This window comes from Pseudomonas quercus (genome assembly GCF_012033695.1).
GTDB lineage: Bacteria > Pseudomonadota > Gammaproteobacteria > Pseudomonadales > Pseudomonadaceae > Aquipseudomonas > Aquipseudomonas quercus.
This window is the reverse complement of the sequence record NZ_JAAVJI010000003.1, coordinates 62834-75648: the sequence shown is the minus strand read 5'-3', so window position 1 is coordinate 75648 and position 12815 is coordinate 62834. Positions and strand designations below refer to the sequence as shown.

Below are 12815 nucleotides of genomic sequence, written 5' to 3'. Positions count from 1 at the left end.
CTGAGCCAGACCGGTTCGCGGGCTACCAGAATGCATGAAAGCGCTCCGCAAGACAGGCTGCAGAGCGCTTTTCGTGGCTATTTGGACCGGTCAGCCTTCCCCGCGTTCACGGGCAATGGCGCGATAGCCGATATCTGTGCGGTAGAAGCTGCCCTTCCAGCTGACGTTGGACGCCAAGGCATAGGCGTGTTGCTGCGCCTCGCCTACCGTGGTGCCCAGCGCCGTGGCACAGAGCACGCGACCGCCGGCGGTCACGACTTCGCCGTTTGCAAGTGCGGTGCCGGCATGGAATACCTTGCCCGGCAATTGCGAGGCGGCGGCCAGGCCCTCTATGACGTCGCCCTTGGCATAGTCCCCAGGGTAACCGCCAGCAGCCAGTACAATGCCCAGGCTAGGGCGAGGGTCCCACTGCGCTTCGATCTTGTTCAACGCCTTGGCCAACGCAGCTTCCACCAGTAACACCAGGCTTGATTGGAGGCGGAGCATGATCGGTTGCGTTTCGGGGTCACCGAAGCGGCAATTGAATTCAATGACCTTGGGGTTGCCCGCTGTGTCGATCATCAAACCGGCATACAGGAAGCCTGTATAGGTATTGCCCTCGGCCGCCATGCCTTTGACCGTGGGCCAGATAACCTGGTCCATGACCCGTTGATGCACGTCATCCGTTACTACGGGGGCAGGCGAATAGGCACCCATGCCACCGGTGTTCGGGCCAGTATCGGCATTACCTACACGCTTATGGTCCTGGCTGGTCGCCATTGGCAGCACGTTGTTGCCGTCCACCATCACGATGAAACTGGCTTCCTCGCCGTCCAGGAACTCCTCGATCACGACTCGGGCGCCTGCCTCTCCAAAGGCATTGCCGGCCAGCATGTCGCGTACGGCCGCTTCGGCTTCCTCCAGCGTCATGGCAACGATCACACCTTTGCCCGCCGCTAGGCCATCAGCCTTGATCACGATCGGGGCACCTTGCTGGCGAAGGTAGGCCAGGGCAGGTTCGACTTCGGTGAAATTCTGGTAATTGGCGGTAGGGATGTTATGCCGGGCCAGGAAATCCTTGGTGAAGGCCTTGGAGCCTTCCAGTTGCGCAGCGCCGGCAGTGGGGCCGAAGCAGTCCAGGCCACGCTGGCGGAACAGGTCTACTACACCGGCCACCAAGGGCGCTTCAGGGCCGACGATGGTCAGTTGTACATTCTTTTCAGCAAAGTCTGCCAGTTGCTCAAGGGCCAATACATCAATGGCCACGTTCTCGCACTTGGCCTCGGTCGCAGTACCGGCGTTGCCCGGTGCCACGAATACCTTCTGGATGCGGGGGTCCTGCGCTACTTTCCACGCCAGCGCGTGCTCACGCCCGCCGCTGCCGATGATCAATACGTTCATGTCATAACCTCAAGTCAAGCCTGCGCTTGCGGTGATTGTTTTGTGGGAGCTGGCGCAGCCTGCGAACCAGGTTGAAGCTGTTCGCAAGCTGCGCCAGCTCCCACAAAAAGTGGCGTCAGCGCGGCCGTTTCAATGTCTAAAATGGCGCATGCCGGTAAACACCATGGCAATCCCTGCCTCATCTGCGGCGGCAATCACTTCGGCATCGCGCATGGAACCCCCTGGCTGAATCACGGCACGGATGCCTGCCTTAGCCGCGTTGTCGATGCCGTCGCGGAACGGGAAGAAGGCGTCGGACGCCATCACTGCACCTTCCACTGGCAGGCCGGCATGTTCGGCCTTGATGGCGGCGATACGTGCGGAATTGACGCGGCTCATCTGGCCGGCACCTACCCCGATGGTCTGCCGGTTACGGGCGTACACGATAGCGTTGGACTTGACGTATTTGGCCACTTTCCACGCGAAGATCAGGTCATGGATTTCCTGTTCGGTAGGTGCGCGCTGGGTCACCACTTTCAGGTCCTCGGCCTTGATCATGCCGATATCACGGCTTTGCACCAACAGGCCGCCGGTCACCCGCTTGAAGTCCCAGGCCGCTGCCCGTGCCTCCGGCCATTGGCCACAGGCGAGCAGGCGTACATTGGCTTTGGCAGCCACCACTGCACGGGCTTCGGCGCTCACGCTCGGGGCAATGATGACTTCGACGAACTGGCGCTCAACGATGGCCTGGGCCGTCGCCGCATCCAGCTCTCGGTTGAAGGCGATGATACCGCCGAATGCCGACTCGCTATCGGTGGCATATGCCAGCTCGTACGCCTGGCGAATTCCACCTTCGGCATCCGGGCACACGGCCACGCCACAGGGGTTGGCATGCTTGACGATCACACAGGCCGGCTTTACGAAGCTTTTCACGCATTCCAGCGCAGCGTCTGTGTCAGCCACATTGTTGTAGGACAGTTCCTTGCCCTGCAGCTGCACAGCGGTTGCGATGCCGGCTTCGGCAGGTTTGGCCTCTACGTAGAAAGCCGCCTTCTGGTGCGGGTTTTCGCCGTAGCGCATGCCCTGAGCCTTGATGAACTGGCTGCTGAACGTGCGTGGGAACTCGTCACGGCCCTCGGTGGACAAGGTGCTGGCCTGTTGATCGACCGAACCGAAGTAGTTGGCGATCATGCCGTCATAGGCCGAGGTATGCTCGAACGCCTTGAGCATAAGGTCAAAACGCTGAGCGTAGGTCAGGCCGCCCGCTTTGAGGCTATCGATCACCCCTTCGTAGTCGCTGGCATTGACGACGATGGCAACGTCTTTGTGGTTCTTCGCAGCAGAACGGACCATGGTCGGGCCGCCGATGTCGATGTTTTCGACCGCTGTGGCCAAGTCGCAGCCTGGCTTGGCGACCGTGGCTTCGAAGGGGTAGAGGTTGACCGCGACCAGGTCGATGGGGCCAATGGCGTGTTCGGCCATGACGGCGTCATCCACCCCCCGACGCCCCAGGATCCCGCCATGAATCTTGGGGTGAAGGGTTTTTACCCGCCCATCCATCATTTCCGGGAAACCGGTGTAGTCGGCTACCTCTACAGCAGCCACGCCGTTGTCACGCAGCAGCTTGAAGGTGCCGCCTGTAGAAAGGATTTCCACGCCGAGCGCTTCGAGCTCACGGGCAAACGCCAGGATGCCGGTTTTGTCGGACACGCTGATCAAGGCACGGCGTATCGGCAGGCGGGTGGTCTGGTCGGTCATTTCGATTTCCATTCAGAGCGATTAGCAAAAAAGGCGAGCTGCATGCAGTCGCCTTTTCGGAATGTCGTACAGCTCAGAGCAGATCGTACTGCTTGAGCTTCTTTCGCAGGGTTCCTCGATTCAGGCCCAACATCTCGCTGGCCTTGGTCTGGTTGCCCTTGACGTAGTTCATGACGGTTTCGAGCAGAGGAGCTTCGACTTCGGAGAGCACCAGGTTGTAGACGTCGGTGACAGAAGCGCCTTCAAGGTGTGCGAAATAATTGTGCAGCGCCTTTTCCACATTTCCGCGAAGTGTCTGCCCTTCTTCGGACGGCGTGTTGAGGTGCTGCTTCAAGTTGACGTTATCGCTCACAGGCGTTGTTCCACTCACTAAAGTCTCGGTCATCATCGTCATGCGGCCACCCCTTCTCCATCCTTTGCTTCAAGGTTCATGTCGTGTTCGCGGAAAAACTCGCGAACCCTGGCGCACTGTGCTGTTGTCTCTTCCAAACCATTGAAGCCTGCACGAAATTCGCGGCCGCCTGGCAACGTTGCCAAGTACCAGCCCACATGCTTGCGGGCAATGCGCACGCCCATCACATCCCCGTAGAACGCATGCAACGCGGCCAGGTGGTCCAGCAGGATGCGTTCCACTTCTTCCAACCCAGGCGCCGGCAGGTAGTCACCGGTACGCAGGTAGTGCTCGATTTCCCGAAAGATCCACGGCCGCCCTTGAGCCGCCCTGCCGATCAGCAGGCCGTCGGCACCCGTGTATCGCAGTACCTCGGCGGCTTTAGCCGGGGAGGTGATATCGCCGTTGGCAAAGACAGGCATGGAAACGGCCTGCTTGATCAGGGCGATGGTGTCGTACTCGGCGCTGCCCTTGTACAGGTCAGCACGGGTACGGCCATGCACTGCAAGCGCGCTGATGCCCGATTGCTCGGCGATTTTGGCCACTGCCAGGCCATTACGGTTATCGTGGTCCCACCCGGTGCGTATCTTGAGCGTAACGGGCACATCCACAGCCCCCACCACGGCCTCGAGAATCTCTGCCACCAGGGCTTCATCCCGCAGCAGAGCAGAGCCAGCTGCCTTGTTGCATACCTTTTTCGCCGGGCAACCCATGTTGATGTCGATGATCTGTGCACCCGCCTCGACGTTCGCCTTTGCGGCGGCGGCCAGCATCTGTGCATCGCCACCGGCGATCTGCACGGAACGCGGTTCCGGGTCGCCCTCGTGAATCCTGCGCAAGCGGGATTTCCGGCTGTTCCACAGAGACATATCTGCAGTGATCATTTCTGATACCACAAGCCCCGCGCCTAAACGCCGGCACAACTGGCGAAAGGGTTGGTCGGTGACACCTGCCATAGGGGCGAGTATCAAGCCATTGCTGAGGGTGTAGGGGCCGATGCGTACCGCCGACATAGGTGTTTTACCCGTGGTGAGGCCGGATTCGTACGAAGCCTGGAGTTCGAAAAAGGGAACGCATGATACCCGCTCTGAATGACTGGATAAAGGTCAAACTGGATAAAATCTGAACAGTGGCAGGCTTATAGCCAACCGGTTGGACAGGTGGCTCATTCAGGTGAGTGGAAGGACAAACTGTAGTTAACCGCTCGCTTGCCGGGGTCGAGAATATCGAGCGCGATATGAATGGGGATCTGAGGTGGCATTTCGCCTTGCCCGGCCAAGTCTCCGCTCAGGTACTCCGAAGGCTTGAAACGGCGGCTGGCGATCATTTTGTTATTGATGTCAGCAAAGCGCAGTTCCAGCAGCGGGAAGGGTTGGCCGAACGGCGCCCGGTTATAAATGATCGCATCGACTACCAGCGCACCAGCGAACGTGGGGTGGCTGCGCACTACCAGGTTGCTGCTGCGAATCAGATGGATATCCACACGTGAAGGCACGGTACAGCCAAGCGTTGGGCACAGGGATACAAACCAGGGGCGGTAGCTGTCCTGCCGCGCCAACTCATCGAAATGGAAGGCCACGTACTGGCCTATAAGCGCCAGTGCAGCCACCAGGCTCAAGCCTGCCCACAGCCACCGCTTGCCTGGGGAGCGCTGTGGTGTTTCCCATTGAAGCTGCAACGGCTCCTTGTGCAGGTCTGGCAGGTATTCGTCATGAAGCTCGGGTTCGTTACGGGAATCGGATTCCGGGGTGCGATGTAGCACTACGGCAGGTTCGGCCTTGGGCGTACGGCGCCGATCGGTGGGCGTTAGCTCGTCGCCCGCGGCAGGTTCGCTGTGGTCGCCCAAGCGGGGTTCTTCGCGGGTGTTATCTGCCAGCGTTACCGCTGTATCGTCGAGGCTGGAATGCTGGTGATCACCGAAAGGCTCGTCTGGCCAGTCCTCGGCCTGGTCCCGCTGTGCGCTTAGAATCGAAGAGGGCGCCGCCTGCTTTTGCGAAGGTGCTGGCCGGCGTTCCAGCCTGGCCAGTTCATGGTCCAGGTCCAGTTGCTCCAGGTCTGCGCCCTCGGCCTGCCACTGTGCCGGAGGCCGTGGCAGGTGTGGTACCTGCTCGGTGCCCTCTGCGGGGCTGGCTGACGCAGACGCCAGCACGGGCTGGCCAGTGCTTTGTTCAAGCAGTTGCCGGGCAGCGTTGAACACCTGTTTACATGCGCCGCAGCGCACAGCACCTCGAGCCACGCTCAACTGATTGTGGCTAACCTTGAAGCTGGTACGGCAATGCGGGCATTGGGTGACGAAGCTTTCGCTCATGCGCGGGTCCGGCTCTGGCAGGAAATGTTGATGGAGGGGCCGTGGGTAACGCCCTAGGCGCGACGGCGGCCGCTGATGCGAACCCAGCCATCGCGTTCGGCAATGGGGTCCAGCTCAAAGGCTTCGGCGTAGGCGGCTGCTACCTCCGTGCCCTGTTCGGCCAGAATGCCTGACAGCGCCAGCAGCCCACCCGGCCGTACATGGGACGCCAGGGTTGGCGCCAAAGACACCAAAGGGCCCGCCAGTATGTTCGCTACCAGCACGTCGGCCTGCAGCGCCGGCATGTTCTCGGGTAAGTGCAGGTCCAGCTGGTGATCAGCGATCCCGTTGCGGCCAGCATTGTCGCGAGAGGCTTCCAGAGCCTGCACATCAATGTCTGTACCCACGGCTTTCTCGGCGCCTAGCAGCAGTGCTGCGATGGCGAGAATGCCCGAGCCGCAGCCGAAGTCCAGCACCTGAGTGCCTGTCAGGGTCTGGCCATCCAGCCACTCCAGGCACAAAGCCGTGGTGGGGTGGGTGCCCGTGCCGAAGGCTAGGCCGGGGTCTAGCCGCAGGTTTACAGCGCCAGGCTCCGGGGCGTCGTGCCAGCTTGGGACAATCCATAGCCGTTGGCCGAAACGCATGGGATGGAAGTTGTCCATCCAGCTGCGCTCCCAGTCCTGGTCTTCAATCACTTCAGCGTGGTGTTCAGGCAACTCGGCGCTGGTAAGCAGGCGCAGGTGGGCAAATACCGCGTCGGGCGATGTGTCGGCTTCGAACAATGCCAGAAGATGGGTGTGGCTCCACAGGGGCGTGGTGTTGAGGTCCGGCTCGAAAATCGGCTGGTCTTCGGCATCCATGAAGGTGACCGAGACCGCGCCAATGTCCAGTAGCGCGTCCTCATAGGTTTCGGCCTGTTCTGGACCAATGGCCAGGCGAACTTGAAGCCAGGGCATGTTGTATTCCTTTGCGCGTGCCCGCCAAAGCGGGCCAGGTAAAGGGCGGCAGTGTACTGCACACGGCTGGCTTGGGGTATGGCCGCTTGCCAGTGAAGGCTTACACGCCGCCAATAAAAACCCCGGCACGATGGCCGGGGTTCGAAGGGCGTTGACGGCTACAGAGGCGCGGTGATGCTTAACGCGCTTTTTCTTCAGCCAGCTTGTGCTCAAGGTAGTGAATATTCACACCCCCTTTGCAGAAGCCCTCGTCACGCACCAGGTCGCGATGCAGCGGAATGTTGGTCTTGATGCCGTCTACCACGATTTCGTCCAAGGCATTGCGCATGCGCGCCATGGCCTCGTCCCGGTCCTTGCCGTAGGTAATCAGCTTGCCGATCAGCGAGTCGTAGTTCGGCGGTACGGCATAGCCGCTGTACAAGTGCGAATCAACGCGTACACCGTTGCCACCCGGGGCGTGGAAGTGCTTGACCGTACCTGGGCTCGGGATGAAGGTGCGTGGGTCTTCAGCGTTGATGCGGCACTCCAGCGAATGGCCCCGGATCACGACGTCGTCCTGCGTAAAGGAAAGCTTGTTGCCAGCAGCAATGCTGAGCATCTCCTTCACGATATCGATACCGGTGACCATTTCGGAAACCGGATGCTCGACCTGAACGCGGGTGTTCATTTCGATGAAGTAGAAGCGACCGTCTTCGTAGAGGAACTCGAAGGTGCCGGCGCCTCGGTAGCCGATCTCGATGCAGGCCTTGACGCAGCGAGCCAGCACTTCCTGGCGAGCAGCTTCATCGATGCCGGGTGCTGGCGCTTCTTCCAGGACCTTCTGGTGACGGCGCTGCAGCGAGCAATCGCGATCACCCAGGTGAACAGCCTGGCCTTGCCCATCGGACAATACCTGCACTTCCACATGGCGTGGGTTGGTGAGGAATTTCTCCAGGTACACCATGGGGTTGCCAAAGGCCGTGCCCGCTTCGTTACGGGTGAGCTTGGCCGAAGCGATCAGGTCCTCTTCCTTGTGCACCACGCGCATGCCGCGACCGCCGCCGCCGCCTGCTGCCTTGATAATCACCGGGTAGCCCACTTCGCGGCCGATGCGCAGCGCTTCTTCTTCGTCTTCGGGCAGTGGGCCGTCCGAGCCCGGCACCGTAGGAACGCCTGTACGCTTCATGGCGTCCTTGGCCGACACCTTGTCGCCCATCAGGCGGATGGTATCGGCCTTGGGCCCGATGAAGGCGAAGCCAGACTTCTCTACCTGCTCGGCAAAGTCGGCGTTTTCTGCCAGAAAGCCATAGCCGGGGTGGATGGCCGTGGCGCCAGTGACCTCTGCAGCGGCGATGATGGCCGGGATATGCAGGTAGGATTTTCCGGCAGGTGCCGGGCCAATGCACACAGACTCGTCTGCCAGGCCCAAATGCATCAGCTCACGGTCGGCGGTCGAATAAACCGCGACGGTCTTGACGCCCAGTTCCTTGCAGGCACGCAAGATACGAAGGGCGATCTCGCCGCGGTTGGCGATCAGTACTTTTTCCAACATCGGAGGCACTCCGCGGTTCAAACGATGGTGAACAGCGGCTGGTCGAACTCAACCGGCTGCCCGTCTTCCACCAAAATGGACTCGATGACGCCACTGGTTTCGGCTTCGATGTGATTCATCATTTTCATGGCTTCGACGATACACAGAGTATCGCCCTTCTTCACGGTCTGGCCGACTTCTGCAAAGTTTGGAGACGCAGGGGAGGGCTTGCGATAGAACGTGCCAACCATCGGTGAGCGTGCAACGGTGCCATTGAGTTTTGGTGCGGCTGCGGTTTCTGCAGCAGCAGCCGCCACTGGAGCGGCTGCCGGGGCAGGTGCAGCGGCAGGGGCCATTTGCTGTGGTGCATAGAACTGCTGGGCAGGCGCCTTGCTGTGACGGCTGATCCGTACAGACTCTTCGCCTTCCTTGATTTCCAGCTCATCAATGCCGGACTCTTCCAGCAGCTCGATCAGTTTCTTGACTTTACGAATATCCATGAACTCAACTCCCGCATGGGTCAGGGGTTTAAGGCAAAAGGGTTCAGATGATCCTGAATGGCCTGGCAGCCCGGTCGGTCGACATCGGCACTGTTGGCCACATGCTAGTAGCCTGCACATAGCAGCCTGCCGGCGAATACGTATGTCCTAGATCGCGCATCGACAAATGGCGCGTCAGAGTGTGGGATGCCCCTTGGGGCCGCCACGTCACTTCTGAATGCAATGCCAGCGGAACCGATGCCGCACTGGGCACTGGAAAGCGGGACGGCATGACCATCATCGATTGACCCTTTTGAAGGTTCTTGTAATAGCGTGAGGGGGCGACTATGCCCAATCGATGCGCGCCTGTCCAGTTTGCCGCAGCTACAGGCACGTTTGCCGAGAATGCCGACATTTATGTGACTGGTATGCCGGCATTGGTCATTGGGGAGGGAAAGCAGCCTATTGCGGCACCTTGGCCAGGAAACCTGCAAGGTTTATTTCACCAACGATTCGCGATTCTCGAACTTCGCCGCCATTGGGGGCAAAGAACTGGATAACAGGTGGGCCGAACAGCCCATACTGGTCGAGCAGCGCACGTTGTGCGGCGGTATTGCGGGTGATGTCGAAACGTACCTTGCGATACCCCCCGAGCTTGGCAAGGGCCGCAGGCTGATTAAGCACCTCGTGTTCGATCACTTTGCAACTGATGCACCAGTCTGCGTACCAGTCTACGACGACAGGGCGGCCCTGTGCAGCAGCATCTGCCAGGGCCTGCTCAAGGGCAGGCACTTCAGTGATGGACTGCCAGGCCTGTGTGTCAGGTGCAGCCAGGGGGGGAGCGTTGCCCGCAGCCAGAGGGCGCAGGGGGTCGTTGCTTCCGCTGAGGGCACCGACCCAACAGGCGATGCCATAGCACAGGCACAACAGGCCGGCTAACTGACGTAGCCGCGGCAATATCTGCTTCAGCGGCGAAAGGTCCAGTGCGCCGAGGAAAAGCCCCGTGCCAGCCGCCAGCAGGCCCACGAGCAACAAGGTGATAGGGCCTGGTAGCACGCGGCTTAGCAATGCAATGGCCAGCCCCAGCAGCAATACCCCTATAGCGTTTTTAACCGTCACCAGCCACGGCCCGCTTTTGGGAAGCCAGGCGGCCCCGCCCGTGCCAATCACCACCAGTGGCGTGCCCATGCCAAAGCCTAAGGCCAGCAATTTCAACCCCCCACCCACGGCGTCACCGCTGGCGCTTATATAGAGTAGGGCACCGGCCAAGGGCGCAGACACGCAGGGCGATACCAATAGGCTGGACAGTACGCCCAACGCGGCGGCACCCAGCAACGAGCCTCCCTGGGTACGGCTGGCCTTGTGGTCGAGCCAGTCGTTGAGCCGGCGGGGAAGCTTGAGTTCGAATGCACCGAACATGGCCAGGGCGAACACCCCGAAGAAGCAGGCGAAGGGCACCAGCACCCAGGCCGACTGCAGCCGTGCCTGGAGGTTGAGGCTGGCCCCGAACACGCCCATCAGTGCGCCGAGCACCGCAAAGCAGGCGGCCATGGGCAGCGTGTAAGCCAGCGACAGGCTCAGGCCGCGTAGCCCACCTACTTGGCCGCGCAATACTACGCCTGAAAGAATCGGCAACATGGGCAGTACACAGGGGGTGAACGTCAGCCCTAGCCCTGCCAGGAAGAACACGGCCAGCTCGCGCCATGTCCAAGGCGCTGCAGATGGCTGGGTAGCCACTGCCGCATCGCTTGCAAGCGGAGGGGTTACGGCTGCAGCACCATCAAGCGCGGGTATGGCCAGGCGCTCGGTTTCCGGTGGATAGCACAGGCCCTTGTCGGCGCAGCCCTGATAGGTGACCACCAGCGTGAACGCTGCACCGGCTTCCGCGGGGCGGGGCACGTCTACGTCCAGGATATTGCGGTACACCTCCACGTCACCGAAATACTCGTCGTGCTTGGGCTCTCCTGCGGGCAATTGCGGTTGGCCCAAGGGAATACCGGCAGGCTCGGTGGTGATCTGCAACCGATGGCGGTACAGGTAATAACCCTCGGCGGCCACGAAACGCAGCCGCAGAGAATGGGCGGGAGCGTCTGCACGGCTGAGCTGAAACGCCTGGCGAACCGGAAGGAATGGTTCGCCGCCTACCGACGGTGCGCCGAGCACGGCACTGGGCCGGTCGCCCAGCAGGTCGGCGGTGGCGGGGAGGGCTAACAGCAGCAAGAAGGCAAACAACAACTGGCGCATGGCGGGCTCGATAGGGCGAATCGGCTGGCATGATAACCAGACCTGGTGCGCTAGCCGAACACAGTGTGTTACGAAATCAGAAAACACCAGGTTCCGGCGCTGTTGAAATTCGATTGCGCCCTTGGTGTTTGGCGCGGTACAGCGCTGCATCGGCTTGGGACGCGAGCGAATGACCGCTCATGCCTGGCCGCATCATGGCAACCCCGCCGCTAAAGGTACAACTGACCCCTTTGGGTTGGGCGGGGAACTGGAGTGCAGAGAAGCGTTGCAGGATGTCCTCCAGCACCTTGAGGGCGCAGCCCAATGTGGTGTTTGGCATCACCACGGCAAACTCTTCGCCCCCGTAGCGCCCGATAAGGTCGGTTGCGCGCAACCGGTGCTTGAGAAACAGCGACAGGCTTTTTATCACCCGGTCACCCAAGGCATGGCCATGGCTGTCATTGAGTCGCTTGAAGTGATCAATGTCGAGCATGGCGAACACCAGTGGCTGACAGTCGCGCTGCGCCCTGTCGCAGGCGTCGTCGAGTTCACGGAGAATATAAGTATGGTTGTACAGGCCTGTGAGGCTGTCACGGACCATTCTGGCATGCAGGCTGCGCGCGCGGGCTGCACGGTTGCGCACTACCGTTACCAGTTGGCGTGAGCTGATAGGTTTGGTGAGGAAGTCATCGCCTGCCTCGCTCATGGCATCCAGCTGTTTGTCCGTATCCCCTTCCGCAGACAGGTAAACGATGGGAACGCTTACATAGCGGTCATTATGACGAATAGCTTGAGCAAGCTCGGTGCCTGTGCAATCGGGCATGTACATGTCCAGAATGATCAGGTCTGGCTGAAAGTCGGCCAGTGCCGCCATGGTCTCAAGTGGGTCGTTGAGGCTGCGCGTTACCATGCCTACGTTGTTCAACAAGCGTTCGGTATGCCTGGCCTGCGCTGATGAATCATCGATTACCAAAACGCGAAAAGGCTGCCAAGGGCCTTCGTTGAGCAGGGGTTCGAGCGCTTCGAGCGTATTCCAGGCTTCCAGTGGCCCGCTGATAAAGGCACGCCCGCCGGCTTTCACAGCCTCCAGGCGAACCCGCGTGTCGGGTTCTGCAAGGCTATGGAACACCAGTGCAATGGATTCGCCCCCTAGCTGTCGCAGGCGTGCACCGAGCAGCAAGCCCTTGCCAGTGCCTGAAAAGTCAATGTCCAGCACCACTGCCACAGGCGGGTACTCGCGAACGCAGGAGAGCAGTGCAGCCGCGCTGTCCAGGGATTGTGCCTCACAGCCAAAGATGTCCAGCTGGCGAGCCAGGTGCAGGCTGGCCTCGGGGTCATTCAGCAGCAGTGCCACAGGCCGCCTGGGGGCTGGAAGGCGGGCGGTATCTACTACGCTGTCAGAGGCGCGCAAAGCGCTGGCCGCCACGCGGCGCATGAGGTCATTCACACGGTGCAGCGATGGGCTGTCCAGGCGATTCTTGCTCAAGGTAACGCCAGCAAGCGCAGCCTGGGCCTCATGGGCCAGCGCCAGGTGCGCGCGGTCTTCGTAGCGTTCGGCAAAGCGTTGCCACCGCAACACGGCATCTTCAAGTTGCAGCTGTGCATCGGGCGTCCAACGCTGGTATTGCAAACGCTGCCACAGTTGCAGAACGTCACGGGACTGGTGTGTCACGCGCTGCGCAAAATGCACCCGCATAGGATGCTCGCTGGCGTTATCGGTAGAGCTCATGGGCGAACATCGGAGAAGTGGTGGCCGTATGCTAGCACTTCCGGGGGGTGTGATGTCTTGGTTGTCAAAAAACTCCCGCCGTTGCGTTGCCAAGCCTGCGGGTGTCCACTGCCGGCCAGGTGC

Annotated in this window: 10 protein-coding genes; all 10 read right to left on the bottom strand. The window is 60.7% G+C overall.

Annotated elements, in window-relative coordinates; translation table 11 throughout:
* Positions 1-90 precede the first annotated feature (90 nt).
* Positions 91-1380 carry a phosphoribosylamine--glycine ligase gene (purD, locus tag HBH25_RS06720; RefSeq protein WP_168082791.1) on the bottom strand — a complete coding sequence of 430 codons (1290 nt, stop codon included), beginning with the start codon at positions 1378-1380 and terminating at the stop codon, positions 91-93.
* A 129-nt stretch (positions 1381-1509) separates the two neighbouring features.
* On the bottom strand, positions 1510-3117 hold the full coding sequence (gene purH, locus HBH25_RS06715; protein WP_168082789.1) for a bifunctional phosphoribosylaminoimidazolecarboxamide formyltransferase/IMP cyclohydrolase: 1608 nt from the start codon (positions 3115-3117) through the stop codon (positions 1510-1512).
* Positions 3118-3190: 73 nt separating this feature from the next.
* The gene (fis, locus tag HBH25_RS06710; protein ID WP_168082787.1) at positions 3191-3511 is read right to left on the bottom strand and encodes a DNA-binding transcriptional regulator Fis; all 321 of its coding nucleotides are present in this window, start codon (positions 3509-3511) and stop codon (positions 3191-3193) included.
* Positions 3508-4521, bottom strand: coding sequence for a tRNA dihydrouridine synthase DusB (dusB, locus tag HBH25_RS06705; protein WP_168082785.1), 1014 nt, complete (start codon positions 4519-4521; stop codon positions 3508-3510). Before dusB ends, fis begins: the two co-directional genes overlap by 4 nt.
* 152 nt (positions 4522-4673) lie before the next feature.
* Complete coding sequence (locus HBH25_RS06700) at positions 4674-5816, bottom strand: DUF3426 domain-containing protein (protein WP_168082783.1); 1143 nt, start codon at positions 5814-5816, stop codon at positions 4674-4676.
* A 53-nt stretch (positions 5817-5869) separates the two neighbouring features.
* Positions 5870-6751, bottom strand: a complete 882-nt coding sequence (gene prmA / locus HBH25_RS06695; RefSeq protein ID WP_168082781.1) for a 50S ribosomal protein L11 methyltransferase — start codon at positions 6749-6751, stop codon at positions 5870-5872.
* A gap of 178 nt (positions 6752-6929) precedes the next feature.
* On the bottom strand, positions 6930-8282 hold the full coding sequence (gene accC, locus HBH25_RS06690; RefSeq protein WP_168082779.1) for an acetyl-CoA carboxylase biotin carboxylase subunit: 1353 nt from the start codon (positions 8280-8282) through the stop codon (positions 6930-6932).
* Between the two features lie 17 nt (positions 8283-8299).
* Entirely contained in the window at positions 8300-8761 is a 462-nt protein-coding gene (accB, locus tag HBH25_RS06685; protein WP_168082777.1) for an acetyl-CoA carboxylase biotin carboxyl carrier protein, read from the bottom strand.
* Between the two features lie 441 nt (positions 8762-9202).
* Positions 9203-10984: a protein-disulfide reductase DsbD gene (dsbD, locus tag HBH25_RS06680; protein WP_168082775.1), complete on the bottom strand. Its 1782-nt coding sequence runs from the start codon at positions 10982-10984 to the stop codon at positions 9203-9205.
* 76 nt (positions 10985-11060) lie between these two features.
* Entirely contained in the window at positions 11061-12692 is a 1632-nt protein-coding gene (locus HBH25_RS06675; RefSeq protein WP_168082773.1) for a diguanylate cyclase, read from the bottom strand.
* Between the last annotated feature and the right edge of the window lie 123 nt (positions 12693-12815).